General features: G+C 70.6%; 26 protein-coding genes. 16 read left to right on the top strand and 10 right to left on the bottom strand.

Annotated elements, in window-relative coordinates; translation table 11 throughout:
• The first annotated feature begins 59 nt into the window (after window positions 1–59).
• Both ABD481_RS30140 and ABD481_RS30145 read left to right on the top strand, forming a co-directional pair.
• On the top strand, window positions 60–305 hold the full coding sequence (locus tag ABD481_RS30140; RefSeq protein WP_344669183.1) for a hypothetical protein: 246 nt from the start codon (window positions 60–62) through the stop codon (window positions 303–305).
• Window positions 302–748, top strand: a complete 447-nt coding sequence (locus ABD481_RS30145; RefSeq protein ID WP_344669184.1) for a hypothetical protein — start codon at window positions 302–304, stop codon at window positions 746–748. The genes ABD481_RS30140 and ABD481_RS30145 overlap by 4 nt, the downstream gene beginning before the upstream one ends.
• Before the next feature lie 13 nt (window positions 749–761).
• Here ABD481_RS30145 and ABD481_RS30150 read toward each other — a convergent pair whose 3' ends face one another.
• On the bottom strand, window positions 762–2,186 hold the full coding sequence (locus ABD481_RS30150) for an MFS transporter (protein WP_344669185.1): 1,425 nt from the start codon (window positions 2,184–2,186) through the stop codon (window positions 762–764).
• Between the two features lie 186 nt (window positions 2,187–2,372).
• On the opposite strand from ABD481_RS30150, the gene ABD481_RS30155 reads away from it, so the two are divergent.
• Window positions 2,373–3,155, top strand: a complete 783-nt coding sequence (locus ABD481_RS30155) for a phosphotransferase enzyme family protein (protein WP_344669186.1) — start codon at window positions 2,373–2,375, stop codon at window positions 3,153–3,155.
• Between the two features lie 446 nt (window positions 3,156–3,601).
• Here ABD481_RS30155 and ABD481_RS30160 read toward each other — a convergent pair whose 3' ends face one another.
• Together ABD481_RS30160 and ABD481_RS30165 are read right to left on the bottom strand one after the other, a co-directional pair.
• A complete protein-coding gene (locus ABD481_RS30160; RefSeq protein ID WP_344669237.1) occupies window positions 3,602–3,796 on the bottom strand; it encodes a DUF5999 family protein in 195 nt (64 codons plus the stop codon).
• 323 nt (window positions 3,797–4,119) lie between these two features.
• A complete protein-coding gene (locus ABD481_RS30165; protein ID WP_344669187.1) occupies window positions 4,120–5,967 on the bottom strand; it encodes a substrate-binding and VWA domain-containing protein in 1,848 nt (615 codons plus the stop codon).
• Window positions 5,968–6,074: 107 nt separating this feature from the next.
• On the opposite strand from ABD481_RS30165, the gene ABD481_RS30170 reads away from it, so the two are divergent.
• From ABD481_RS30170 to ABD481_RS30180, 3 genes are all read left to right on the top strand, one after another.
• Window positions 6,075–7,559, top strand: coding sequence for a glutamate-cysteine ligase family protein (locus ABD481_RS30170; protein ID WP_344669188.1), 1,485 nt, complete (start codon window positions 6,075–6,077; stop codon window positions 7,557–7,559).
• Window positions 7,560–8,172: 613 nt separating this feature from the next.
• A complete protein-coding gene (locus ABD481_RS30175; protein WP_344669238.1) occupies window positions 8,173–8,958 on the top strand; it encodes a CPBP family intramembrane glutamic endopeptidase in 786 nt (261 codons plus the stop codon).
• 55 nt (window positions 8,959–9,013) lie between these two features.
• The gene (locus ABD481_RS30180; RefSeq protein WP_344669189.1) at window positions 9,014–9,415 is read left to right on the top strand and encodes a VOC family protein; all 402 of its coding nucleotides are present in this window, start codon (window positions 9,014–9,016) and stop codon (window positions 9,413–9,415) included.
• Window positions 9,416–9,463: 48 nt separating this feature from the next.
• On the opposite strand, the gene ABD481_RS30185 is transcribed toward ABD481_RS30180, so the two are convergent.
• The gene (locus ABD481_RS30185; protein WP_344669190.1) at window positions 9,464–10,273 is read right to left on the bottom strand and encodes a GNAT family N-acetyltransferase; all 810 of its coding nucleotides are present in this window, start codon (window positions 10,271–10,273) and stop codon (window positions 9,464–9,466) included.
• Window positions 10,274–10,625: 352 nt separating this feature from the next.
• Between ABD481_RS30185 and ABD481_RS30190 the strand changes: the two genes are divergently transcribed.
• On the top strand, window positions 10,626–11,774 hold the full coding sequence (locus ABD481_RS30190; protein WP_344669191.1) for an SEL1-like repeat protein: 1,149 nt from the start codon (window positions 10,626–10,628) through the stop codon (window positions 11,772–11,774).
• 1,234 nt (window positions 11,775–13,008) lie between these two features.
• On the opposite strand, the gene ABD481_RS30195 is transcribed toward ABD481_RS30190, so the two are convergent.
• From ABD481_RS30195 to ABD481_RS30205, 3 genes are all read right to left on the bottom strand, one after another.
• Entirely contained in the window at window positions 13,009–13,698 is a 690-nt protein-coding gene (locus tag ABD481_RS30195; RefSeq protein ID WP_344669192.1) for a lysophospholipid acyltransferase family protein, read from the bottom strand.
• Window positions 13,699–14,018: 320 nt separating this feature from the next.
• Window positions 14,019–14,831, bottom strand: coding sequence for an acyl-CoA thioesterase (locus ABD481_RS30200; RefSeq protein WP_344669239.1), 813 nt, complete (start codon window positions 14,829–14,831; stop codon window positions 14,019–14,021).
• A gap of 261 nt (window positions 14,832–15,092) precedes the next feature.
• A complete protein-coding gene (locus tag ABD481_RS30205; protein WP_344669193.1) occupies window positions 15,093–15,776 on the bottom strand; it encodes a maleylpyruvate isomerase N-terminal domain-containing protein in 684 nt (227 codons plus the stop codon).
• A gap of 86 nt (window positions 15,777–15,862) precedes the next feature.
• On the opposite strand from ABD481_RS30205, the gene ABD481_RS30210 reads away from it, so the two are divergent.
• Entirely contained in the window at window positions 15,863–16,396 is a 534-nt protein-coding gene (locus tag ABD481_RS30210) for a YbhB/YbcL family Raf kinase inhibitor-like protein (protein ID WP_344669194.1), read from the top strand.
• A 163-nt stretch (window positions 16,397–16,559) separates the two neighbouring features.
• On the opposite strand, the gene ABD481_RS30215 is transcribed toward ABD481_RS30210, so the two are convergent.
• Window positions 16,560–17,783 (bottom strand): saccharopine dehydrogenase family protein, encoded by a 1,224-nt coding sequence (locus ABD481_RS30215; protein ID WP_425559322.1) that lies wholly within the window; start codon window positions 17,781–17,783, stop codon window positions 16,560–16,562.
• A gap of 266 nt (window positions 17,784–18,049) precedes the next feature.
• Window positions 18,050–19,030 (bottom strand): EamA family transporter, encoded by a 981-nt coding sequence (locus tag ABD481_RS30220; protein ID WP_344669196.1) that lies wholly within the window; start codon window positions 19,028–19,030, stop codon window positions 18,050–18,052.
• A 104-nt stretch (window positions 19,031–19,134) separates the two neighbouring features.
• On the opposite strand from ABD481_RS30220, the gene ABD481_RS30225 reads away from it, so the two are divergent.
• The 8 genes from ABD481_RS30225 to ABD481_RS30260 all read left to right on the top strand — a co-directional run bounded on the left by ABD481_RS30225 (window position 19,135) and on the right by ABD481_RS30260 (window position 25,115).
• Window positions 19,135–19,635, top strand: a complete 501-nt coding sequence (locus ABD481_RS30225; protein ID WP_344669197.1) for a MarR family winged helix-turn-helix transcriptional regulator — start codon at window positions 19,135–19,137, stop codon at window positions 19,633–19,635.
• Window positions 19,636–19,699: 64 nt separating this feature from the next.
• Window positions 19,700–20,110, top strand: a complete 411-nt coding sequence (locus ABD481_RS30230; protein ID WP_344669198.1) for a DnaJ family domain-containing protein — start codon at window positions 19,700–19,702, stop codon at window positions 20,108–20,110.
• 35 nt (window positions 20,111–20,145) lie between these two features.
• Complete coding sequence (locus ABD481_RS30235; protein ID WP_344669199.1) at window positions 20,146–21,138, top strand: tyrosine-type recombinase/integrase; 993 nt, start codon at window positions 20,146–20,148, stop codon at window positions 21,136–21,138.
• A complete protein-coding gene (locus tag ABD481_RS30240) occupies window positions 21,135–22,010 on the top strand; it encodes a putative protein N(5)-glutamine methyltransferase (RefSeq protein ID WP_344669200.1) in 876 nt (291 codons plus the stop codon). Before ABD481_RS30235 ends, ABD481_RS30240 begins: the two co-directional genes overlap by 4 nt.
• Window positions 22,007–22,693, top strand: coding sequence for an SDR family NAD(P)-dependent oxidoreductase (locus tag ABD481_RS30245; protein ID WP_344669201.1), 687 nt, complete (start codon window positions 22,007–22,009; stop codon window positions 22,691–22,693). Before ABD481_RS30240 ends, ABD481_RS30245 begins: the two co-directional genes overlap by 4 nt.
• Window positions 22,694–22,737: 44 nt before the next feature.
• Window positions 22,738–23,307 (top strand): hypothetical protein, encoded by a 570-nt coding sequence (locus ABD481_RS30250; protein WP_344669202.1) that lies wholly within the window; start codon window positions 22,738–22,740, stop codon window positions 23,305–23,307.
• A 56-nt stretch (window positions 23,308–23,363) separates the two neighbouring features.
• Window positions 23,364–24,263, top strand: coding sequence for an SAM-dependent methyltransferase (locus tag ABD481_RS30255; RefSeq protein ID WP_344669203.1), 900 nt, complete (start codon window positions 23,364–23,366; stop codon window positions 24,261–24,263).
• A gap of 381 nt (window positions 24,264–24,644) precedes the next feature.
• A complete protein-coding gene (locus tag ABD481_RS30260; protein WP_344669204.1) occupies window positions 24,645–25,115 on the top strand; it encodes a GNAT family N-acetyltransferase in 471 nt (156 codons plus the stop codon).
• A gap of 8 nt (window positions 25,116–25,123) precedes the next feature.
• On the opposite strand, the gene ABD481_RS30265 is transcribed toward ABD481_RS30260, so the two are convergent.
• Entirely contained in the window at window positions 25,124–26,098 is a 975-nt protein-coding gene (locus tag ABD481_RS30265) for an NAD-dependent epimerase/dehydratase family protein (protein WP_344669205.1), read from the bottom strand.
• Between the last annotated feature and the right edge of the window lie 115 nt (window positions 26,099–26,213).

The raw sequence follows: 26,213 nt of genomic DNA on the forward strand, positions 1-26,213 counted from the left end.
CTGGTCCGCAGGGCGCTCTATTGTTGGTCCGTTGTTGGTCCGTGGCGGACGGGGGCGACATGAGCGTGATCGACGAGGGGACCCTTGCGGTGTCGCAGGAGGTGCTCTGCTATCTTGACGCGATTCCGGAGCGGCAGGTCAGAAGCTCGGGCACCTTCGCCGACTTGACCCTCGCCCGCCGCCGCGACCAGGCCGCCGCCTTGATCGAGGCCTGCGTACCGCCGCGGGATTCGGTGGCGCTGGTGGGTTTCAGCATGAGCGGCCAGACCGCAGCCGACGTGATCGTTGTGGCAGGCGCTCAGTGAGCAGCCCGGGGCGTCGAGAACTCCAGCGTCTGCGATCTGGGCCGGACGATGAAGATCTGGCCGGGCTGCCCTTCCTGGTCCGGGTCACGTTCGACGCTGAGGACGCGTCCCGAACCATCGCGAACGTGCGAACTGTGCTGTCGCTTGTCCTGCCTCGCCTCGATGCGTGGCCGGAGTTCGCTGCCTGGTTGTCTCTGCTGCCTTCGTGGTTCGTGGACCGCTGTGCTTCCGACCCCGATGGCTGGTCCCTCTCCGCCTGGCTGGACTGCTTCGATCCCGAAGGGGGCGGTCCGGATCGTGGCTGGTGGTGGTGGGACGCGGGGACCGAGGGTCCCGACCGGGGTTGGATCCAGGTCGAGACCGACGGTTGGCCCTTCGGCAGCGGATCGCTGGCTTGGTTGATCCAGGCGGGCGGCGCCAGGGGGCTGGCATACGGGCTTTGAGGACGTGGGCTGCTTAGGCCCGGACCGGCACGTGTTCAGCGGCCGACGGTTCGTCAGCAGTCGGCTTGTCGGCGCCGGCCGTCTGCTGCCGAGCCCGCCAACCACGCGCCACAACACCCGCTGCCACCACCGGAGCGGCGGCGACCACGAAACACCACCCCAACGGCAGCCGTACCAAGACGCTGCCCATCACGGCGTAGCCCCCGGACGAACCAGCGTTGAAGGCATTGTTGACCCAGGCCCCGGCGGCGGTCCGCGCGTCCTCGGCGGCAAGCTCGTCAGCGACCAGATATGCACAGGACATCAGCGGTGAGACGAACACGCCTGTGACGGTCATGATCGCTGTCAGAACCCAGACGTTCGGCGCCAGCGCTGCCAACGCGATGCAGCTACCGAGCGCGACGGTGAGCAACGGCAGCCGCGCCCGGTTCGGCATCCGCCACTCGGTCGCCCCGTAGACCAGGCCGCCCACGATGCTTCCCACCGACATCCCGGCTTCGGCCCACGCGATCGCCGACGTCTGGTGTCGCTGCACCGCGAAGGCCACGATCACGAGGTTCTGCGCGCCGAGCCCCAAACCCAGTCCCGTCGCCACGACCACCGGCTCCGCGATGCGCGCTAGGCCACGCTGCCCGGGCCTGGTGCGCCGAACAGCCCAGCGACGGCCCCGGCGATTCGAGCCCTCATCCCGGCCGCCCCGGTCACTCCGATCGCCCCGGCCGCTTCCATCGCCCCGGCCGCTCCGATCATCATCACCCCGCACCGCCGAACCCGCCGCCGCGCCTACCGCCGAACCGGTCGCCGCCGCCACCGCCGCCGCGCCTACCGCCCCCGCGCCTCCCCCCAGCGCCCCCACCACCGGCGACCCCATCATCGCCACCGTCCCGACCCCCACCAGCACCGCGCTGACCACCAACCCCACCGCCGGCCGCACCGCCAGCGCCATGACCCCCACCACCAGCGGTCCGCAGACCCCGATGACCTCCTCGGCGACCGTGTCCAACCCGAACGCCCGCTGCATCAGCCCCCGGTCGCTGCCGCACATCGCCCGCCACAGCGTCCGCATCGTCGGCCCCAGCGGCGGCGCGCTCGCCCCCGCCACCACCGCCACGACCTCCAGCACCCACAGCGGCGTCCCGGGCCGCCACGTCGCCGCCGCGAACCCCAGCAGCGCCGCCGCGTAGACCGACGCCAGCGGAATCAGTACCCGGCGCGCGCCGTGCCGGTCGATCAGTCCGGCCCGCAGTGGCGCCAGCCCCGCGACCACCAGGGCGAACACCGCGACGACCGCGCCGGTCCGGGCCACCGAGCCGGTGGCGGCGGTCAGCGACAGCGTCAAAGACAGAAAGACGGTGCCGTACGACAGCCGTCCGACAAGAGCCGCGCCGAAAGTGCGCGCGGCGAAGGGAAGGCGGAGTACCGCCATATACGTGGACAAGGGAGTAGTTCCTCACCGTGAAAGGCCTGCGGAGACACCAAAGGACCGCGACACGGCCCCAGGGCCGGTGCGGTCAGGACGGTGACTTACGCAAGGAAGGTGCGGAACATGACTCCCACGGTAGCGGCTTCCGGCACCGGTGGAAACGGGTTTCCGGTCAGGCAGCACCGCTGGCACCCTCTCCCCATGAACAACCATCAGGACGCTCAACACCTGTCAGGCGGCGTGAACACGCTGCTTCGCATCGGCAGCCGCGTCCATCGTCCGGCGGGGGAGTGGACCCCGGCCGTCCACGCGCTCCTGAGCCATCTTGAATCCAAAGGCTTCGCCGGGGCGCCCCGAACCCACGGCTTCGACTCCGAGGGGCGCGAGATCCTCACCTTCATCCCGGGCGACGTCCCCGATTCCGAGGCCCATGTCGCCGACGCGGCCCTCGCCGACGTCGGCGCCCTGCTGCGGGCCTTCCACGACGCGACCCTCGACTTCGTCCCTCCGCCCGACGCGGCCTGGTACTTCGCCCCGCGCAGCCCCGCTGAGGTGCTCTGCCACGGCGACGTCGCGCCCTACAACACCGTCTTCCGCGACGGCCGTCCGGTCGCCCTGATCGACTTCGACACCGCACACCCCGGGCCCCGGGTCTGGGACGTCGCCTACGCGGCCTATCGCTTCGTGCAGCTGGTCGAGGACGGCGCGTCGCCCGAGGAACAAGCTCGCCGCCTGGCCCTGTTCGCCGACGCCTACGGCCTGACCCCGGCCGACCGGGCAGCCCTGGTCGACACGGCGATCGCACGCCTCCACCACCTCGTCGACTTCATGCGCCGGCAGGCGGCGGCCAGCCATCCCGCCTTCTCGCAACACGTCGCCGAAGGGCATGATGCCTACTACCTGCGCAACGTCGAGTACTTGACCAGGAATCAAGCCGTATTCGAGGCGGCTGTCATCAGGGGCGTTCGCCACTCGCCTGAATAGGGCATATCCGCGAAAGGTATCGCGATAGTCATATGCCGATCGAAGTCGGCGCATTAAGCATCATCGGCGCAATCAGCGCACGAATGCTCCGGGGGGCGCACGCACGGTCCCCGCGCTCCCACCGCTTCGCCGAATCCCGGCCGCCACCGGCCGGTCGGCGCATCCCAGGGCGTCCGCAAGCGGTGCGCCGCGGCAGCCGCGGCGCCTCACCCGGAAGGCTCAGCCTCGGTCCCCTGGCCTCGGAGCGCGGTGCTCGCGCCCTGGTGCCGGGTCCCGCGGCGTCGTCTTCAGGTCCCCGTTGTGCTCAGGTTCCCGTTGTTCTCAGTCCCCGGTGGTTCTCAAGGTCCGGCAGTTCTCAAGTCCCGCCGTTCTCAAGTCCCGGTCCTCAGGTCCCCGCTGTGCTTCAGATCCCCGTTGTCCTCAATACCCCGCGTAGTCGGGCGGCCTCAGGCCGCCGCGTGGTCCGTGGGCCGATGCGGCGCGATGGCCTGCCCGTCGGGCAGCAGTTCGCCGGTGTCGTCGAAGGAAACGATGCCGTTGCACAGCAGCGACCACCCCTGCTCGGGGTGCGCGGCCACCACGAGCGCCGCGTCCCGGTCCGGGGCGGCGGCGCCCGGGCAGCAGGGGTGGTGGTGGCAGATGTGCGCGGAGCCGGGCCGGATTGCGGTCGTTGTCGTCATGGTCGTACTTCTTCGCGGTAGGGGCGGTCGCCCTGGCGTCCGCCGAGTGGTCTGAACCAGTGCCCCAAGTGTCGCGCGTCACACGCCCCGGCGCAGGGAAATCCGCTCATGTGACTCGGACATTCGGGGAAGGTAGTGCTCTGGTGCGTCGCCGGGGCCCTTTTTCCTAGTCACTACTGACTAGACGTGGGGAGACCAGTGTGGGTTCGTCGCTCAGAGTTCTACTAGGGATTACCCGGAGTCCCCGACCGCCCGGGTCGGCCGTCGGGGACTTCCGGGCCTGCTCACTGGTCGGAGAGCCGGCCGGCGAAGCCGGCGATCACGGCGTTGCCGATGTCGGTCGGGGTCTCGGCGTGCAGGGTCTGGCCGTTGGCGGCGGCGGTGATCCGGGACAATGTCGACAAGTCCACACCGCTGCCCAGCGCCACCACCATGACGCGCACCGTGTGTCCGGGATTGGCCGTCTTCAGGGCATTGAGCTTGCCGATCAGATCGTCCGCCGACATGCTGTTCAGCCCGTCGTCCTTGCCGTCGGTGAACACCACGATGGCGTTGGACTTGTTCTCGGCCCAGCCGTTCAGCACGGTCCGGTAGGCGTCCAGGATGGTGTCGTACAGCCCGTTGCGGCTGCCCGGCTGCACCGCCAGCTGCCGCAGGGCGGCCGCCAGCGCGGCGCGCCGGTCCCCCTGCCCGATCGGCGCCGACAGCGGCCCCATCGGCACCACCTCGGTGTGCACCGTCCCGCCGCCGTCGGCCTTGGACTTCGTCGTGAACGTCCACAGCCCCAGCTCCGAGCTGTTGCCGAACAGCCCCAGCCCGGTCTCGCAGGCCGCCTCGGTGATCTGCAGGCGGGTCAGCGGCGTCTTGGTGGCCGGGTCCACCTGGCCCGGCACCGGCAGCCCCATCGACCCGGAGATGTCCATGACCACCAGGCCGCGGGTCTGCTCGCTGGTGGTGTTCCAGACCGCCAGCGAGGCCGGGGCCGCGGTGTGCGTGGCGTCCGGCGGCGCCACGATCGGCATGATCGGGTTGACGCCGTTGGCGCTGGTCAGGATGCCGCCGGCGGCCCCCTTCGGATCGCGGAACCCGGCCTTCTGCAGCGTGTTGACCGAGGCCGGGTCGTGCAGCAGCGCCTGGAAATCGGCCGCGGCCTTGGTGTGCGCGGCGTCCAGGCCCTGCCGGACGGTGAAGGGGTAGTCCATCATCATCGTGCCCTCGTGCGGGTACAGGGCGACCAGCGGCGTGCCGGGGCTGGCGATGTTGTAGGCGGCGACCTTCTGCTCGGTGGCCGGGAAGGCGGCTATGCCCCCGGAGGACGGCGCGGTGGCGCCCTTGGTCGGCAGGTCGGTCAGCAGGGAGCTCATACTGCTGGCCACCGAGGTGCTCATCACCCGGTAGACCAGCGTCAGGTTCTGCAGCGCCTGCTGCTGCTTGGCCTTGTCCGGACCGGCCGGGGTGAGCACGGCGCCGCGCAGCATGGTGATCGCGGCCAGGCCGGGGCCGGAGTTGGCCGGGTCCGGGACCTCGGTCTGCATCCTGGTGGTCTTGAAGTTGGCCAGCAGGTCCGACCAGCCGAACGCCTTGGCCGGCCAGCCGTTGGCGTCGGCCACCGGCTTGGGCATCCCGATCACCAGGGGGCTGACGGCGACCGGCGCGGCGTTGTCGACCAGCGAGGTGACCTTGTGGGCGTGCGCCAGGTCGATCCACATGCTGCTGTCCGGGATCCACACGTCCGGGGCGCTGGTGACGTCGCCGCCCTTGGCGCTGCCGGACAGGAAGCCCTCCACCGCCGCCGACTCCGCGCTGGTGACCGTGACGTGCACGCAGCCGGGCAGCCCGTCGGCGATGGACTTGACCGCGGTGTAGATGTCCGGGCTGGCGTCCACGGTCAGCGTGGTGGGGTTGGGGCAGGAGGCGTTGCCGCCGGCCGCCGGGTTCTGCGCGCCGGTGCTGCCGGCGCCGTCGTGCTTCTTGGTGTAGAGCACGTAGCCGCCGCCCGCCGCGAGCACGAGGACGGCCCCGAAGGCGACCAGCCCGGTGGGGAAGGAGGGGCCGCCGGCGCCGCTGGTGCGGCGGCGCGGGGTGGTGCTGGGTCCGTCATAGGACCGGTGCCGGCCTGCCACGGTGGTCACGATCCCTTTCGTCGCTGAATGTCCGACTGTAATCTGAGGTGGAGTATCGGGCTGGAACGGGCGTCCCGCGTGTGGGCTGCGGGCGAGATAGGCAAGGGGGCGCGCCTGTGGGCGAGCGGGTGGTCGCGACCGAGTTCACCGGAGCCGACCGGACGCGGTTCCGGGAGCGGCTGCACGCCGGCTTCGAGGTGTTCCGGCGGATGCTCGACGAGGACCGGTTCGAGCGCGGTCGCACCTTGATGGGCGTGGAGCTGGAGCTGGACCTGGTGGGTCCGACCGGCCGTCCGGTCATGGTGAACCAGGACGTGCTGTCGCGGATCGCCAGCCGGGACTTCCAGACCGAGCTGGGGCAGTTCAACCTGGAGGTGAACATAGCCCCGCACAAGCTCGTCGGCACGGTCTTCTCCGAACTGGCCGAGGAGCTGCGCACCTCGATGGCCTACGCCGACCGGCAGGCCCGCGCGGCCGGCGCCCGGATCCTGATGATCGGGATCCTGCCGACCCTCGACGAGGAGCACATGGTCGTCGAGAACTTCTCCGCCGAGGACCGCTACTACCTGCTCAACGACGAGATCGCGCAGGTCCGGGGCGAGGACTTCCTGGTCGAGATCGACGGCGTGGAGCACCTGCGCACCACCTTCGGCTCGATCATGCCCGAGGCCTGCAACACCTCGGTGCAGTTCCACCTCCAGGTCTCGCCGGAGACCTTCGCCGCGGCTTGGAACGCCGCCCAGGCCGTCGCCGGGGTGCAGGTGGCGCTCGGGGCCAACTCGCCGTTCCTGTTCGGCCGCCAGCTGTGGGCCGAGACCCGGATCCCGCTGTTCGAGCAGGCCACCGACTTCCGGGTGCAGGAGCTGGCCGCGCAGGGCGTGCGCCCGCGGGTGTGGTTCGGCGAGCGCTGGATCTCCAGCCCGGTGGACCTGTTCGAGGAGAACCTGAAGTACTTCACCGCGCTGCTGCCGGTCTCCTCCGACGAGGACCCGGAGAAGGTGCTGGCCGGCGGCGGCGTGCCGCACCTGCCGGAGCTGCGGCTGCACAACGGCACCGTCTACCGCTGGAACCGGCCGGTCTACGACGTGGCGCGCGGCAAGCCGCACCTGCGGGTGGAGAACCGGGTGCTGCCGGCCGGGCCCACGGTGGTCGACGTGCTGGCCAACGCCGCGTTCTTCTACGGCTGCATGAAGGAGCTGATGGAGGACCCGGACCCGGTGTGGCGGCACCTGCCGTTCGCCGACGCGGCCCTGAACCTGCACACCGCGGCCCGGCACGGCCTGCAGGCCGAGCTGGCCTGGCGCGGGGACCGCTTCCCCGCCCGGATCCCGGTGCGCGACCTGGTGCTGCGCGAGCTGCTGCCGATGGCCCGCCGGGGCCTGGACGCGCTGGGCATCGACCCCCGCGACCGGGACGAGTTCCTGGGCGTCATCGAGGGCCGCTGCCGGACCGGCCGCAACGGCTCGACCTGGCAGTCGGCCGCCTTCCACCGGCTGGTGGCCGGCGGCCTGGACCGCGCCGCGGCGCTGGAGCGGCTCACCGTGGAGTACGCGGACCTGATGCTCTCCGGCGCGCCCGCGCACACCTGGCCCCAGGGCTGAGCCCGGGGCGGGGAGCGGGTCCATTCCTGGTGCCTCTCGTCGTGGACGGCGGGGGTCGTCGGCGGTGGGTCGTGGGCGGTGGGTCGGGCGATGGGTCGGTCGTGCGGCGGGTCGGTCGAGGCGATTCGGTGGCGATTCGGTGGCGGTGACACGGTGGCGGTGGATCGCGCCCATGACGGTTCCCCGCCGGCTCCCCGGCCGGTTTCCGGCGGGGGACCGTTTGCCATGGTCTGCGCAGGTCTCGGGGTGATCGCGGCGCATCGCTGGCGTGACAGTAGTTCGCCATGGATCGCCGCGACAAGAGGCCACCGGGATTGTCCGGAGGTCGGGGTCCACTTTGTTACCGGATGGTAACTCAGGGTTCGGCCCCGGTGACTGGCGGTCCACCGATCATGATGTTGTCGCGGGGTTCACGCCGCGGGCCGCTCCCGGGCGCGCGCCGTGCTTCACAGCCGCGTCACAGGTACGGCTGCGATGATGCCTTCCGGCAGTGTGCAGTGCGGAGTGTGCAGTCTGGAGTGTGCCGGGCGCCGATCGACGCCCGGTCGATCGGTGCTCGGTACGGCGAGGGTGAGGAACCGGCGTGGCGGTGGTGGACGAGGGAGCGGTGCCGATGGCCGCGGCCGGACCCGGGGGCGACCCGGCGCGCTGGCGGACGCTGCTACGGTTCGAGGTGCTGGTCGTGCTGGCGCTGTCCTACGGCCGGTCGGCGGCGTACTCGCTGGTCGACATCCTGGGCAAGCTGACCGCGCACAAGGCGCTGAACCAGCAGGCGGCCCAGATCAACACGCCGTCCTCGGCCCGGCCCTGGCTGGACCTCACCTACCAGGTGCTGGACCTGACCTACGGCTTCACGGTCGTGGCGCTGGTGGCGTATCTGCTGCTGCGCGAGGGCGCCTCGCTGCGCACCATCGGGTTCGACTTCGCCGACCCGGCCCGGGACTGGGCCCGCGGCGCGCTGCTGGCCGCCGGGATCGGTTCGGCGGGGCTGGCGCTGTACGTGGCGGCGGTGAAGATGAACCTCAACGCCACTGTGGTTCCGACCACGCTGGCCGACACCTGGTACCGGGACCCGATCCTGGTGATCCAGGCGCTGAAGAACGGCGTCGGCGAGGAGGTGGTGGTCCTGGGCTACCTGCTGCGCCGCTTCGACCAGCTCGGGCTCTCCCCGCTCAAGTCCGACCTCGCCTCCTCGCTCGTGCGCGGCTCCTACCACCTCTACCAGGGCTTCGGCGGCTTCGTCGGCAACTTCGTGATGGGCATGATCTTCTGCCGGGCCTACCGCCGCTGGGGGCGCGTGATGCCGCTGGTGGTGGCGCACACCCTGATCGACACCGTGACTTTCCTGGGCTGGATCTATCTCGTCCCGCACCTCGGATGGATTCCCCGGCCGCAGTGATCCCGCTGATCTGACATGCTGTCAGATTGTCTCGTCCGACCACAGGGAGACCGTGATGACCGACCATGAGCAGACTCCGGCCTCGGCCTCGATTCCGGCCTCGATTCCGGCTCCGGATCCCGTCCCCGCCCTGTCGCTCTCGGCCGTCTTTCCGGCCGCCGACCTGGGCGACGGGGTGCGGTTCGTCTCGGCGGTGCTGGGCGTCGAGCCCACGTTCGTCGACGGCGCCCGCTGGGCCCAGTTCGACCTCGGCGGCGCGCGGCTGGCGCTGGCCTCCGGGGCCGAGTCGTCCGGGGCGGCGCAGGTGATGGTCAAGGTCGGCGACGTGCTGGCGGTGGCCGAGCGGCTGTCCGCGGCCGGCTACGACGTCGCCGGCCCGGTCACCGGACCGCATGAGGTGCGGGTGTCGGTGGCCGGGCCGGATGGGTGGTCGGTGGTCTTGTACGAGCCCCGGTGAGCCCGCTTACGGCGCTTTCCTCCCCGGGGCTCCCCGGGTCTTCGGGTCTTAAGCCGCCGGGATGGCTGGCGCTTGTACTACCGGAGCCGTCTCCGGGGCGCCGGCGGCCGGCTCCAGCGTCGGCTGCTCCAGGTGCAGGGGCTGCACCAGGTGCGGGTCGACGCGCACCGGCTCCATGCCGGGCTCCATGGCGGCCATGGCGGCGCGGTCCAGGTACCGCTGCAGGCGCGCCTCCAGGTTCGCCTTGGCGGCCGGCCACTCGGCCCGGACGATGGAGAACAGCGCGCTGTCGCGCACGCCCCCGTCCGCGGCCGGGAAGTGGGCCCGGCGGATGCCCTCGAACTGCGCCCCGAGCGCGCTGATCGCGGCGCGGCTGCGGGTGTTGCGCACGTCGGTCTTCAGGCTGACCCGGTGCACGTCCCACGCCTCGAAGGCGTAGGTCAGCATCATCAGCTTGGCCTCGGTGTTGATGCCGGTGCGCTGGGCCGAGGGGTGCAGCCAGGTGGAGCCGATCTCGGCGGCGTCCGGGCGCCCGTCGGGGTTGATGTGGCCGTGCCGGGGCGGCCACACGCCGGCCCGCCAGTATTCGAGTTCGCGCAGGCGGCTGGTGCCCACGATGCGTTCCTCGCCGGTGACCGGGTCGATCGCGATAGTGGTGAACGGGAGGGCGACGCCGGCGGCGAAGTCCGAGGTCGCCAGGGCCACGTACCGGACCACCGCGTCGTGGTCCTTGGGCACGTAGGTGTAGTCGTAGGTGGACCGGTCCGCGGTGGCCGCGAGCAGCAAACCGTCGATGTGGTCCGGTCGCATGAGCTCCAGGCGGCACAGGCGGCCGTGGAGCGTAACGGGGGAACGCATGCGCATATCATCCACGACCTGAGGGTTTTGGGCGCGCGACACGGCGGTTTGGCACTCTGACGGAGCGCAGCCGCAGGTCACAGCCCTGGTGCCGGGGTGGCGCGGAGCCCGCCGACCCCCTACCGGCGGGCCCTGGCGGCCCCGGCCGGCGGCTTTTTCACCCCCGATTCACGAATCCTTCACCCGCCGGCGGCACCGCCGAGTGCGCTCATGGGACCTTCTCCGGTGTGGTGACTGGCGTGCGGCGGGGGTGGTGCCGGATACTCCCGTTGTCGTTCGGTGTGATTTTCTAACGTCGTTCCTCGGCGAAAGTCGTCGGGTGGGGATAAGAGCGCGGATTGGGAGAGTTGGCGTGTCCGAGGTTGAGCAGCAGTTCGGCGCCAGTGACGAGGCCGGCGGGCTCGAAGTCGGCGGCGCCGACGCGGTGACCGAGTTCCAGACCCAGGCGCCGCCGTCGGCCTTCGACACCGACCCGGAGGTGGCGGCCGGCTTCACCGCCTTCGAAGCCGGCGAACTCGACACGGCGGAGGCGATCTTCACCCCCGCCGCCGCCACCGGCAACCGCGCCGCCATGTTCGGCCTGGGCCTGGTCCACCAGGCCCGCGACGACTTCGACACCTCCGTCCGCTGGTACGCGGCAGCAGCCGAACTCGGCGAGGCCGAAGCCGCCAACAACCTGGGCACCCTGCTCGCCGTCCGCGGCGAGACCGACGCCGCCGTGGCCTGGCTGACCCAGGCAGTGGCCCTCGGCTCCTCCGAAGCAGCCGTCAACCTGGGCCGCATGAACCACTGGGACAACCCCGCCGAAGCCGAGTTCTGGTACCGCCGCGGCGCCGAAGCCGAAGTAGGCTCCGCCATGGCCAACATCGGCGTCCTGGCCCAACGCCGCGGCGACCTCCCCCAAGCCGCCGAGTGGTACCGCAAAGCAGTAGAGGCCGGCGAGACCCGCGCCGTGAACAACCTCGGCAACGTCCTGCTGATGCAAGGCGAAGTCGAAGAGGCGATGAACTGCTTCAAGCGCGGCGCCGACGACGGCGACGGCCACGCCCAGGTCAACTACGCCCTCCTCTCCCTGGCCCGAGGCGACGTCGAAGAAGCCCTCCAAGCAGCCGAACGCGGCCGCGAATCCGACGCCCCCGGCTCCGAAGTCGTCTACGGCCAAGTCCTCCTCGCCACCGGCAACCAACAAGGCGCCGCCGAAGCCTTCCAACGCGCCATGAACAACGGCGACCCCTCCGGCGCCTACGCCCTAGGCGTAGTAGCAGCCCAAACCGGCGCCCTGATCGACGCCGAACGCCTCTTCCTAGCCGCAGCCACAGCAGGCCACGTCCCCGCAATGTGGAACTCAGCAGTCCTCCTCCAACAAAGCGGCCGCGCCGACGAAGCCCTGCCCTGGTTCGAAGCAGCCGCCGCCGCCGGCCACCCAGAAGCCCAAGCAGTCCTGTCCGGCGCGATGACCATCCAGCCAGGCGACGCCGCCGGGGGAGTGGCGACAGCGTGAGGCACGCCAGCCGCTGACAGCTCCGGCTCGACCCGGGGCCATCAGCGGCTGCGGTGCGGAGGCGGGAAGATAACAGGCCCCAGGGGCGAAGAGGTTGCAGCAACGATCTGCTCCAGAATTGCCAAGCCACGGCCCTGGAAACCAGATAGCCGCAAGCCGCTTGACCGCCAGAACCGCCAAGAGGCCGCGACCAGCCTGACCGCCAGCCGCGCGACGTTCCACCGCCAGGCGACCGCAAGCCGCCTGACTGGCAACCACGCGCTCCAGAGCCGCCAAGCGGCCGCAGGCTGCCTGACCTCCAACCTCACGCCGCTCCCGAAATCGCCAAAGGGCTGGCAAGCTGCCTTACCGGCAGCCGCGCGACGGTTTAGAACCGCCGAGCGGCTGCAAGCCGCTTGACTGGCAACTACGCGATGCTCCCGAACCGCCAGGAGGCCGCAGGCTGCCTGACCGCCAGCCTCGCGACGCTCCCGAAATCGCCAAGGGGCTGGCAAGCTGCCTTACCGCAGCCGTATGAGGCTCCAGAACCGCCAAGAGGTAGCAAGCCCGCCTGACTGTCAGCCTCACGGCGCTCCAGTACCGCCAGGCTGCCGCAAGCTGCTGACCGGCAACCGCACGACACCGCTACGGGGGCGCGGCCAGGACGCTGGCAGCAACTACCAAGCCACCGACCCCACCACCAGCCAGCAAGCGTCGAACCGCCACCCTGAGCGGGAAGCGGCTGGACAAGGTCGCCGTTGCCGCAATACATCGCCGATCCCAATATCCGACGATATCGAAACCGGCAGCCGCATTCCCGAACCATCAACCCCAGCCACCCCGAGTCCTTCAGTCCCCTGCCTGGGTTTTGGTTCGTTCCCCTCGGTCACGTCGGCAGGGCTTTGCCTACAGTGCCGCCGACCGGGTGTCCAGTCCATGCATACGCAACAGCAAGGCAAGGCCTCAAACGCAACGGCATGGACTTGACACCCGGGCGGCGGCGCTGTACCCGTAGGGCTGCCGACGTGACCGAGGGGAACGAACCCCCACCTCACCAACCGCCAGCGCAGGGCCCTGAATGTACCGACCTATGGAGCCGGCGCCAGTTCCCCGAGGGATCCGAGGCCCCCGCTGGAAGCGCCTGCTTTTAGCTTTTCACCAGAGCCAAGGCATACGCCACACGGCATACGCCACACGGCAAACGGGCAAACGCCATATGCCATATGCCACACGCCACACGGCCCTATTCAACCCCCTAAGCCGCCGCCTTCCCCTCCTTAACATCAGAAGCATAAACATGCCGATACTCCTGCCCCGACAGCTTCTGAATAGCCTCAATAACCTCATCAGTAATAGCCCGCCGCACCAAAGCAGGCTTCCCCAACCCCTTAGCCTCCGCCAAATCCAACGGCGCCCCGACCCGAATAGTCACCCGCCCCCACCTCGGCAACTTCTTCCCAGGCGGCTGCACCCGATCCGTCCCAATAATCCCAATCGGAATAATCGGCGCCCCCGACCGCAGCGCGATCTCCGCGATCCCCGTCCGCCCCCGATACAACTTCCCATCCGGCGACCGCGTCCCCTCCGGGTAGATCCCGAACAGTCCGCCCCGCTCCAACACCTCCACCGCACCTTCCAACGCCGCCGTCGTCGCGTTCCGGCTCCCCGACCGGTCGACCCGCACCGCGCCCGCGAATCGCGCGTAGAAGTACTTGTTCCACAGCCCCCGCAGTCCACCCGCGTCGAAATACTCCGCCTTGGCAATGAACGTCACATGCCGGGGCACGACAATCGGAATGAAGAACGAATCGCAGAACGACAAGTGGTTGGCAGCCAGGATCGCGGCGCCGTCCGCGGGGATGTGCTCCAGGCCCTCGACCCGGGGTCGGTACACGATCTTCACAAGCGGCTCGACGACGAACTTCGCCGCCTGGTACACGAACATCTGCGCGCTGACCTCATTCTTCTCTTTGGCCGCGGGTCGTTTTGGGGACGCCGGCACATCTGCACTTCAAAACTCGACTTCTCAGCTCGGCGCGTGGGACACAACACCAAGCTCTCAAAAGCTCTCAGTAACGTTCAGCAGCTCCCAGCAGCTCTCAGCAGCGTCAGGCAACGCCAACCGAGACTCAGCCAGCCGCACCAAAACCGCACCAAAACCGAATCAAGAGCGTGTGGACCAACACGGACCGTAAGGGAACCAGAACCGGGAACGCGCTGAACACTAGCGGATCATCCACCACGCACGAGCGCCTCCCACCGCATTCAGGACACAGGGTTGACCCGCAGCAACCCCTCCTGCACAACCGTCGCGACCAACGTCCCCTCCCTGGTGAACAGTCTCCCGGTCGCTAAACCCCGAGCCCCCGAAGCCGAAGGCGAGCTCTGGTCGTACAGCAACCACTCGTCCGCCCGCGCCGGGCGGTGGAACCAGATCGCATGATCCAACGACGCGATCTGCACCTCCTTGTGCGGCAGCAGCTTGTGTCGGATCAACGTCGTCGACAACAGCGTCAAATCCGACACATACGCCAGCACCGCCGTGTGCAGATGCGGATCGTCCGGCAGCGCCGCCGACGTGCGCAGCCACACCTGCCGCCGCTCCGGACCGGTGTCCGGCACCCGGCGGATGTCGAACGCGGTCCACCGCCGATACAGAATGTTCCACAGCGCGTCCTCGCCGTCGTCGGCCGGCTCACGCGGGATCGCCGGCAGCGACTCCGGGTCCGGCACGTCGGGCAGCGCGTCGGCGTGGTCCGGCCCCCGCTCCGGAATCTGGTACGACGCCGACATCACGAAGATGTTCCGCCCGTGCTGCCGCGCCACCACCCGCCGCGTCGAGAACGACCGCCCGGTCCTGGACCGGTCCACCTCGTACACGATCGGCGCCGCCGGATCCCCCGGCAGCAGGAAATACGCGTGCAGCGAGTGCACGCTCCGATCCGCCTCCACGGTGGCGGTCGCCGCCGTCAGCGCCTGGCCCAGCACCTGACCCCCGAAGACCCGCTGCACGTCGGTGTCGGGCGAGGCGCCTCGAAACAGATCGTCCTCGATCTGCTCCAGATCCAGCAGGTCCATCAGGGACTCGAACGTGGCCAAGGGGCGTCTCCTCGCGGGTGCGGTGCGGGGTGCGGCTCGATTTTAGGCTTCCGGCGGGGTCCGCCGGGTGGAAGGCGCTCGGTGAAGTGGGTCACCCGCCTTACCCCGCCCCCCGCTCACCGGCCCCGCCCTCAACTCCAGCGGCCCCGCCTCACCCCCACCCCACCCCAGCCCAGCCCCCACCACCCGCCCTACTCCCCACTCCCTAGGCGCTACTCCCTACTCCCTACGCCCCACTCCCTACTCGCTCAAATCCCCCTCTGGCGGCCCGAAAACCGGCAGCAGATCCACAACCCCCTCCGCGTCCCCCACCCACCCCGCCGCCAACATCTGCGCCCGCGACCGCCGCCCCACGATCATCCGCGCCAGCTCGAAATCCGACGTCTCCAAACTCGCCACCGGCTCGGCATCCTCAGCCCCCAGATGCCAGCTCCCCGACGCCGTCGCCAGCTCGATCACCGGATGCCCCACCTGCGCCCACTCGATCCCCTTGAACTTCGTCATCAACCCCGCCACGAACACCGCCTGCGGCGTGTCGCGCGCCTCGCTCCGCCCCAGCGCCCCCCGGATGTCGTGCCCATGGTGGAACACGTCGAAGACCGCGAACACCCCCCGCCGCAACTCCGGCGCGTCCAGCAACTCCTCAGCCCGCGGACCCTCGACGCCCCACTCCCGGCAGATCTCCGCCAGCGACCGATCCTTCCGTGCCGCGACATGCCCGGCCGTCCACCCCACATCGTGCGGATCGCCGACCTGCCCGCGCACGATGTCGGCCGCGACCCCCGCCAGATGCGCGTACGTGTCGCGCACGCTCCAGCCCGGCAGGGCCGGCACCGGTGTCGCGATCTGCTCCTCGCTCAGGGTGTCGGCCAGTTCAGTGAGTTCGGCGCGGATGACGCCGTAGTGCTGTCCCGTCGTAGTCATGGCAGCTCTGGTCCCTTTCTGTAGGGTGAAGCACAAGCAGCACAGAGTCAGTATTCGACAAAGCGGTCGGACGGGAGTGGTGTGCAGTGCCCTATAGCACTTCGGAGAAGGTGCCGTCGCTGACGGTCACCTCGGAGAGTTTCCAGGCCGGCGACCGCCTGGCGCCCGAGCACGGCGGCGTCCCGTTCGGGATTCCCGGCGGCCAGGACCTCTCGCCGCAGCTGTCCTGGGGTCCGCTGCCCGAGGGCACCAAGAGCGTCGCGGTGACGATGTTCGACCCCGACGCGCCGATCCCCTCCGGCTTCTGGCACTGGGGCCTCGCCGACCTGCCCGGCGACACCACCGAGCTGCCCGCGGGCGCCGGCGCCGGCGACGACTCGCTTCCCGGCGCCGCCTTCCATGTCCCGAACGAGATCGGCGGCCACCAGTTCGTCGGCTTCGGCCCCCCGCCCGGCACCGGCCGCCACCGCTACGTGTTCGCCGTTCACGCGCTGGACGTGGACTCGATGCGCGACCTCGGCGCGACGCCGGACACCACCATCGCGGTGCTGCACTTCCTCATGCGCGGCCACACGCTGGCCCGGGGCACGATCGAGGGCTGGGCCAGCGCCGACGAGTAAAAACAGCAACACCCAGCCTCACCGCCGCCGGCCCGGTCCGGGCGACCCGGCCAGCGGCACCCAACCTCACCGCCGCTGGCCCGATCAAGGCGACCCCGCCAGCAGCAACCGGCAACCAGCAACATCGCCCGGCACCCAACACCCAGCCTCACCGCTTCCCACCTCACCGCCGCCGGTCCGGTCCAGGCGACCCGGCCGACGGCCCCTCCAGCGTCCGGAACGTGATCCCGGCCCTGGTCAGTCGCGTGATCAGAGCGTCGCCCATCGCCTGGGCCGTCGTGAGCTGTCCGGCGGCGGGCGGCAGGTCGTCGAAGGCCAGGCACAGTGCCGACTCGGCGAGCATCTTCGAGGTCTCCGTGTATCCCGGGTCGCCTCCCGAGACCTCTGTCACCAGCGTGCGATCCTCGGTCGTGGCGTGCAGCCTCAGCGTGAACCAGCTCCTGGCCCGCCGCTGCTCATCAGGCCCCTGCCCGGGCTTCACGGCCTTCCCGACCGCTGTTCGCAGTGGCTTGACCTGCGCCGACACCGCCAGTGCCCCGATCGCGACCAGGCTCGCCAGCGCGACTGGCAGGCGTCGCACCGCCGCGTAGTGCCCGTAGCGGAAATCAGGGCCGTACTCCGGCAACGCCGCCGCGCTGCGCAGCACGATCTGGGTGTCGATCACCGGCAGGGGAGCGATCCAGGCGTGTGCGACACGATCGTGGCGTGGCGGGCCGGCCAGTGTGCCGAGGCGCCGCCCTTCCGGCACCGGCTGTGCGGCCCGCCGGGCCTTCGCCGCGCGCGCCATCGCCCCCGGCCGCGACATCGCGACTGTCGCCGAGGCGAGGGTGCCGCCGGAGAACGTGCCGTTGGAGCGGATGAAGCCCTGGATCCGCACCGGTCCGCTCTGCGGCCCGAGCTGGCGCATCGTGTAGAGGACGCCGAGATCGGTCGGGATGCTGTCGAACCCGCAGGCGTGCACCAGCCGGGCGCCGGTCTCCACCGCCCGCGCGTGGTGCATGAGGAACATGGCGTCGACGAACTCCGGCTCGCCGGTGAGGTCGACGTAGTCGCACCCGGCCTCCGCGCACGCGGCCACCAGCGGCTCGCCGTGCGTCAGGTACGGACCGACGGTGGTGATCACGACCCGGGTGCTGTCGGCCAGCTTCCGCAACGCCACCCGATCGGTCGCGTCGGCCACGACCAGCGGCAGCTCCTTCAAGTGCGGATGCTCGACCGCCAGCCGCTCGCGGACCACCCGCAGCTTCGCCTCCGACCGCCCGGCCAGCGCCCACCGGGCCGCCGCCGGGGCGTGGCGCGCCAGGTAGTCGGCGACCAGCGCTCCGGTGAAGCCGGTCGCTCCGAAGAGGACCAGATCGTAGGGCTTGCCGGGGTCGGTCTCGGTCATGGCCGCCATCCTTACTACTGGTCGGTAACCTTGTTGGCTTCCACCTTAGGGCGCGGTTCGGCCCGGTCGCCAGAGCGACGCGAGCTCACGCGATACCCACAACCAGCACGCAGCAGCACCAGACGCTGCCCTCAACAGCGCCAGCCGCCAAGAACCAGCCACCAAAGGTCGGCAACTCTCAACCCTTACCGCCGGAATCGGCAACCTTCCCCACCGAATCACCGACCCCCACCGAATCACCAACCCTCACCGCCCCTCCCCACCCCTCACCGCCCCCGATTCCCCACCACCTGCCCCACCACCAAAGCCCCCAACGCCACCGCGAACCCAGCCGCCTGCGGCGCCGTCAGCACCTGGTCCAGCACCACGAACCCCGCCACCGTCGCCACCATCGGATTCGCCAGGCTCAGCAGCGACAGCGACGTCGGCGCCAGCCGCTCGATCCCGCGGAACCACAGCGTGTACGCCGCGGCCGTCCCGACCACGCCTATATACGTGAATCCGGCGATGTTCTTCGCCGTCAGCGTCTCCGGCACGCCCTCAGTGAACAGCGTCATCGGCGCCAGCAGCAGGCCGCCGAACACCAGCTGCCAGGCCGCCAGCGTCAGTGGCGTCGCGCCCGCCGGGCGTCCCCACTTGCGTCCCAGCACCACCGCCAGGGCCATCAGCGAGGTCGCCGTCAGCATCGCCAGTACGCCGAGGGCGTCGAGGCGGGCCTTGCCGGTCAGCGTCATCAGGGCTACGCCGCCGGTGCCGACCGACGCCGCCACCAGCACCGCGCGTACCGGTGGCTGACGCAGGATCAGGGTGCTGAACCCGGCCACGGCCAGCGGCTGCACCGAGCCGATGGTGGCCGCGACGCCGCCCGGCAGGCGGTACGCGGCGAAGAACAGCAGAGGGAAGAAGGCCCCGAAGTTCAGAGTTCCGAGTACGGCCGTCTTCCACCACCAGTCGCCCCGGGGGAGTCGGCGTACGAACGCCAGCAGGATCAGCCCGGCCGGCAACGCCCGCAGCGTCGCGGCGAGCATCGGCCGGTGGTCCGGCAGCAGTGTGGCGGTGACGACGTAGGTCGTGCCCCAGCTCGCTGGCGCTATCGCCGACAGCAGCAGATCACGAGCGGTCCCCGCCCTGCCTTCCGCCGCCCCGGCTGCTCCCGCCGCTCCTGCCGAAACCCCGTTGTTCCCAACAGCTACGCCCGTCGCCGCGCCCGCCGTCGCACTCGCACTAGCACTAGCACTAACACCCATCGAAAGCCCCTCCCCAAGACCCAAACTCTCTCAACATTAAGACTCTCAACACTCACAGGACACCACGCTATTCCCCTCAACGTCAAGTCTGTTAACGTTCAGATATGTCTGACGCCGTCGACGCCATCGTCGCCGCCTGGGGCCGCGAACGCCCGGACCTCGACGCCCGCCCGATGGGCGTCGTCGGCCGCATCAGCCGCCTCTCCCGCCTCCTGGACAAGGAGCTCAAAGACTTCTTCGCCGCCTACGGCCTGGAGTTCTGGGAGTTCGACGTCCTCGCGACCCTCCGCCGCTCCGGCGCCCCCTACGAACTCTCGGCCGGCGCCCTGATCAAGACGGCGATGGTCACCTCCGGCGCCATCACCAACCGCGTGGACCGCATGGAGGCCAAAGGCCTGCTGGAGCGCGTCCGCGACCCCTCCGACCGGCGCGGCGTCCGCATTCGCCTCACGGAGACCGGCCTGGAGCTGGTCGACCAGCTCGTGCCGGCGCACCTGGTCAACGAGGAGCGCCTGCTCGCCACGCTGTCCCAGGACGACCGCGAAGCCCTGGCCGCGTTGCTGCGCACTCTCGCCGTCGGCCTCGGCGACACGACGCTCGGCTAATACGAGTCCTTCCCGCAACCCACCCTCATCACCAACCCGTTAAGCCGATTTGCGACAATAAAGTATGAGCACCTGGCGTGAGCGTTTCGATGCCGGCGTCGACAAACGGGTCCGCGACGCCGAGCGGTCCGGAGCCTTCGAGGACAACCCCCTGACCGGCAAACCCCTCCCCGGAGACGGCCAGCCCTACCGCGAAGACTGGTGGCTCACCCAACTCGTCGCCCGCGAGAACGTCGGCCTCCACGCCCTGCCGCTCCCGCTCGCCCTCCGGCGCGAGGCCCAGGACCTTCGCAAAGGCCTGATCGAGGGCAGGCTCGCCGTCACCGAGTCGGCACTGCGCGCCGCGATCGAGGACTACGACGCTCGCGCCGACATCGCGCGCCGCACTCCGCAGCCCGGACCCTCGGTCGTGATCCCGCGAGTCGACGCCGACGAGGCCGTGGCCGCCTGGCGGGACCGGCGAGCCGGAAAATAGTCACCCCCACGCTTCGCAACGGTCACAATGGATCAGTGAGCGAGCCCACCACCGCAGCCGTCACCATCCTGTCCGGCACCATCGCCTCGGCGACGACCCCCGGCCCGGCCGGCCCCGACGCCGAGCAGGTCGCCTCCCTCTTCCTGCTCACCTACAAACCCACCACCGCCTCCGCCTACGCCGTCGACCTGAAGCAGTGGTTCGCCTGGTGCGCGTTGTTCGACGTCGATCCCTTCGACGCGGTGCGCGCCCACGTCGACGCCTGGTCGGTCCACCTCGCCGACGACGGCAAGGCCCGCCCGGCGACCCTGGCTCGCAAGATCTCCGCGATCCGCAACTTCTACGCCTACGCCGTCGACTCCGGCTACACCGCCGGCAGCCCGGTCCCGGCCAAGGACAAAGCGCTGCACCTGCCCAAGGTCTCGCGCAGATCGCAGACCCTCGGCCCCGACCGCGACGAGTCCGCGGCGCTCCTTCGCGCCGCCGCCGAGCGGGGCGCGCGCGACGAGGCGGTGGTCGCCGTGCTGCTCTACCAAGGCCTGCGCGTCTCCGAACTCTGCGGCATCGACGTCGAGGACCTGTCGACCCAGCGCGGCCACCGCGTCGTGCGGCTGCGCCGCAAGGGCGGCGAGGAGCAGGACCAGGCCGTCGCGCCGGCGGCTGCCGGCTGCGTCGACGCCTGGCTCGCCGAGCGCGCCGGAGCCGCCGGAGCCGTCGGCAGCTCCGGCGCCGCGGCCCCGGACGCGGGGCCCGTGTTCACCGGGCCCGACGGCGCGCGCCTGACCCGCTACCAGGTCGAGTGGATCGTCGAGAGCTGCGCCAAGGCCGCCGGGATCGACAAGCGCATCTCCCCGCACTCGCTGCGCCACGCCTGCACCACCATGTTGCTCGACGCCGGGGTGCCGCTGCGCGACATCCAGGTCTACATGGGCCACGCGAACTCGGCCACGACCGAGCGCTACGACCTCGGCCGTCAGCACCTGGACAAGTCGCCGGCCTACGCACTGGCCGGAGTTTTCACGGGATGACGAAGGACACGACCACGAACACGGACCCAGCACCAGCATCAGCACCAGCCCCGCCCCCACCTCCGCCCCCGGATCCCGACGCCGTCACCACTCGCCTCCGAGCAGCCGGCTGCGTATTCGCCGAAGAGGAAGCCGACCTGCTGATCGGCGCCACCACCGACCCGGCCCTCCTCGACGACTTCATCAACCGTCGCTGCGCAGGCGAACCCCTGGAGCACATCATCGGCTGGGCCGAATTCTGCGGCCTGCGCATCGCCGTCGGCCCCGGCACGTTCGTGCCCCGCCGCCGCTCGGAGTTCCTCGTTCAGACCGCGCTCGTCACAGTCTTGGACGCAGATCCCATCCCACCCGCCATCACCATCCTCGACCTCTGCTGCGGCGTGGCGCCCTTCGCGACCGCCCTCGCCACCCGCCTCTCGGCCGCCGGTCACCACCTCGAGATCCACGCCGCCGACCTCGACCCGACCCAACTCGCCTACGCACGCCGCAACCTCGCCCCGTTCGCAGACCGCGCACACGTCCACGAAGGCGACCTCTACTCCGCCCTCCCCGACACCCTGCGCGGCTCGGTCGACCTCCTGGTCGTCAACGCCCCCTACGTCCCCACCTCAGCCATTGCCACCCTCCCCGCCGAGGCGCGCGCGCACGAACCCCGGGCCAGCCTTGACGGCGGCGCCGACGGCCTGGACCTGCACCGCCGGATCGCCGCCGGCGCCCCGGAATGGCTCGCCCCCGCCGGGCACGTCCTGATCGAGACCAGTCAGGAGCAGGCGGCGACGACGCTGGCCGCCTTCCGCGCCGCCGGGCTGGCCGCGCGGATCGTCGAGGACGAAGACCTGGACGCCACCGTCGTGATCGGAGAACACCTGTGATCGTCCTCGTCACCGGCGCCAACCGCGGCCTCGGCCGGGAGACCGCGCGGCAGCTGCTCGTCGCCGGGCACACCGTCCTGATCGGCGCGCGGTCCGAGGCCGCCGCCGCCGAGACCGCGGGGGAGTTGGGAAGCGTCGGCGATGCGGTCCCGCTGCGGCTCGACGTCACCGACGGCACCGACATCGAGAACGCCGCCGCCGCGATCGACAAGCGCTTCGGACACCTGGACGTGCTGGTCAACAACGCCGCGATCCACTACGACACCTGGCAGCACGCGGTCGACGCCGACCTGGACGTGGTCCGCGAAGCCGCCGAGACCAACGTCCTGGGACCCTGGCACCTCATCCAGGCCATGCTTCCGCTGCTGCGCCGCGGCAGCCACCAGCGCATCGTCAACGTCTCCAGCGAGGCCGGATCCCTAGCGAGCATGGGCGCCGGCACGCCCGCCTACAGCCTCACCAAGGCCGCTCTCAACGCTCTGACCCGCATGTTCGCCGCCGAGCTGCGGTCGGAGGGCATCCTCGTCAACGCGGTCTGCCCGGGTTGGGTCGCCACCGACATGGGAGGGCCGGGCGGGCGTCCAGTGCGGGACGGCGCGGCGGGGATCGTCTGGGCCGCGACGTTGTCCGATAGCGGACCCACCGGTGGATTCTTCCGCGACGGACGCCCCGTTCCCTGGTAGGAAGACACCACCTGTTCATCACTTGTCACGGAGGGGGAACCACGATGCCGAACACCGACTCGGCCGAGGACTTGTTGCGGCGGCTGACGGCCGACGAGGAGACGGCGCGCAGCTTGGAGATCCACGCGGGGTTCGACGCCTTGCGTCCCGATCCGCTGGAGAACCTGTCGATCCCCTGCGGGCTGCCGCTGGTCCCGATCGCCGGCGACGGCGCGGGCGGCACCTTCTACCTCGTCGGCGACGAGAGCGCCGAGCGCCGTCCGGTGCTCTACACGGACAGCGAGGGCGCCGGCAGCCTGGTCGCCGAGGACCTTGCCGAGGCGCTGTCGATCTTCATAGCCCTCGGGTTCTGGCACGACGTCGGCTACGGGATCGATCTCGACGCGGTCGAAGCCGATCTGCGGGAGAACGAGCCCGACATCGACGAGGCCCGGGCCGAGCTGTTCGCCACGGTCGGCGTGCCGGTCATCAGCCGCGAGCAGGCCCGCGACCTCCTGCTCGCCGCCGCCGCCCGCACCGCGCCGGACTACGTCGCGCTGGCCGACTTCGCGGACGCGGTGCCGTACTCCCTGATGTTCGGGCCCCGGCCGTGGGTGGTGGATCCGGCCTCCTGACCCGGCCGCCGCGCGGGTATATCAATACCCACAATCGCCCGCTACTGTGACACCCCGTGGACGACGAGCAGGCGACAGCGGCATCCGAGGCGGCGGCATCCGAGGCAGTGCGGTCCGAGGCAGTGCTGTCCGAGGCGGCGGCATCCGAGAACCCACTCGCCCCGGACTGGGTCCCGCCGGAGATCGACACCACCCGGGCGCATCCGGCGCGCATCTACGACGCCATGATCGGCGGCAAGGACCACTTCGAGGCCGACCGCCGGGCCGCCGAACTGGCGCGGGAGCACATCCCGCAGGCGTGGGGGATGGCGCGCGCCAACCGGGCGTTCCTCGGCCGGGCCGTCCGGTTCCTGGCCGAGGCCGGGATCACGCAGTTCCTGGACATCGGCACCGGGATCCCGGGGCCGGGGAACACCGGCGAGGTCGCGCGCCACGTCGACCCGGGGGCGCGCGTGGTCTACGTCGACTACGACCCGATCGTCGCCGTGCACACGCGGGCGCTGCTGTCCGGGGCGGACCCGGAGCTGACGGCGGTGGTGCTCGCCGACGCCCGGGAGCCGAAGACGATCCTGGACAACTCGGCGGTGCGCACCGTACTGGACTTCGAGCAGCCGATCGCGGTGCTGATGGTCGCGCTGCTGCACTTCGTGGCGCCCGAGCACGACGCGCCGGCGCTCGTAACGCAGTATCTGGACGCGGTGGCCCCGGGCAGCGCGCTGGTGCTGTCGCACATCACCGAGGGCGACGACCCGGAGGCCGGCGCCGCCGCGCGGCGTGGCTGGGACCAGGCCCGGTCGCAGCTCCACCAGCGCACGGCGGCGGAGGTGACCGAGCTGTTCGACGGGACCGACGTCGTGCCGCCGGGGGTGGTCCAGCTTCAGCGCTGGCGACCGGACGCGGCGGTGGATCCGGACTTCGAGGTGTGGATCCACGGCGGGGTCGGGTTCAAGCGGTAGGTGCGTAGGGGCCGCTGCCGGTGATGGTTGGCGGTCGGCGCCCGGCGTCCGGCGCCCACCACGTAGCGCGAACAACGAGAGCCGCCCGGAACCTTCCGGGCGGCTCTCGCCGACGTCGGTGAAACGCTGAGCCGTCGCGCGTCAGGCGCTGCGCGTCGCGGGGCTCAGCGGCTCTTGCGAGCCTTCTTGGCCATGCGCACGAGCCGCGCCTCGGCGGCCTGCTTGTGGAGCTCGGCGAGCTTGGCGTGGGCGGCGGACAATTCGTAGGTCGAAGCGAAGTTCATCGTTGACTCCTTGGATCCTTATGATCGCATCGGCTGTATGCCTTCGATTATAAGGGTTCATGGGGCTGGAGTCCAATCGATTAAAGGTGAAACCGGCATGACCGCCAAGCATCCGAAGACCGGCCACTTCGATGTCCGCCTGCGCGCCGTCGGCGACGCCGACCTGCCGGTGTTCTTCGAGCACCAACGTGACCCCGTGGCCGCCCGCATGGCCGCCGCGACCCCGGCGACCCGCCTCGAACACGCCGAGCTGTGGCGCGCGCTGCAAGCCGACCCGACCGCCGAGGCCCGCACGATCGTCGTCGACGACGCCGTCGTCGGCGCGATCACCTGCTGGGAGCGCTGGGACCAGCGCCAGCTCGGCTACTGGCTCGGCCGCGACCACTGGGGACGCGGCATCGCCACCACCGCGCTGGCGCTGTTCCTGTGCGAGATGACGACGCGGCCGGTGCACGCGTATGTGGCGCCGCACAACGCCGGGTCGCGGCGGGTGCTGGAGAAGTGCGGGTTCCGGGTGGACGACGTGGAGGGGGACGGCAGCCTGGTGGGCTACGTGCTGGACCTCTGAGCGCGTACCTATCCCTCCGGCGCGTACTTGGCCAGTACCTCGGCCTCCTGCTCCTCCGTGAACCCGGACCCCAGCTCCGCCTCCCCGCGCTCGCGATCCCACGCCAGCACGTCGGCGATCGTCGTCCGGAGCGGCGTGCGCGGCATCCCGGCGGCCACGGCGCGCGCCGGATCGCGCTGCTGGGTGATCCACTCCCAGGGTTCCTCGCGGATCAGCGGGAAGATATCGCCGGGATGGGACTCGCGCGGGACCGGCACGATCTCCACTTCCGTTCCCGCCGCCTCCGCGCACATGCGGATCACGTCGGCGATGGTGACCGGGGTGGCCGGGCCGACGGCGTGGAAGGCGCCGCCGCGGTCGTCCTCCAGGAGGCGGACGATCAGGCGCGCCAGATCGCGGCAGTCGACGAGCTGGACCGGCTGTTCGGGCCGCCCCGGCAGGGCGACGCGGCCGCCGCGGGTGGCGCGACGGACCCAGTAGGTCAGGCCGGTCTGGGGGTCGTGGGGGCCGGCGACCTTGCCGGGGCGCACGATGGTCGCCGCGGCGCCGTAGCGGGCGCGGACGTCGTCTTCGCAGGCGACCTTCAGCGGGCCGTAGGTCTCGTCGAACAGCTCCTCGGTGTCGCGGACCGGCGCGCGCAGCGGGGTGTCCTCGGTGGCGCCGGGGCCGATGCCGTCGCGTTGGTAGACCGCGTTGGTGGAGATGAACAGGTAGCGGCCGACACGGTCGCCGAGGGCGTCCATCGCGCCTTTGACGTGGCGGGGGACGTAGCCGGAGCAGTCAGCCACGGCGTCCCAGACCCCGGTGGCCAGCGCCGCGTAGTCGTCGGTGTCGCGGTCGCCGATCAGGCGGGGGACCTGCGGGAACAGGGCCGTGTCGGAGCGGCCGCGGTTGAACAGGGTCACGTCGTGGCCGCGCTTCAGGGCGTCCTCGACGACGGCGCGGCCGATGAAACCGGTGCCGCCCAATATCAGAATGCGCATTCGGCAGAGCCTAGGCCAGGGGCTGCCGGGAGCCCCACGGATTTCCCTGCGCATCGACGACCCCTGCGCGTCGACGACCATTGACTCGGCAGATGTGAAGCAATACTTTCATATC

The organism is Catenulispora yoronensis (assembly GCF_039531695.1).
Classification (GTDB): domain Bacteria; phylum Actinomycetota; class Actinomycetes; order Streptomycetales; family Catenulisporaceae; genus Catenulispora; species Catenulispora yoronensis.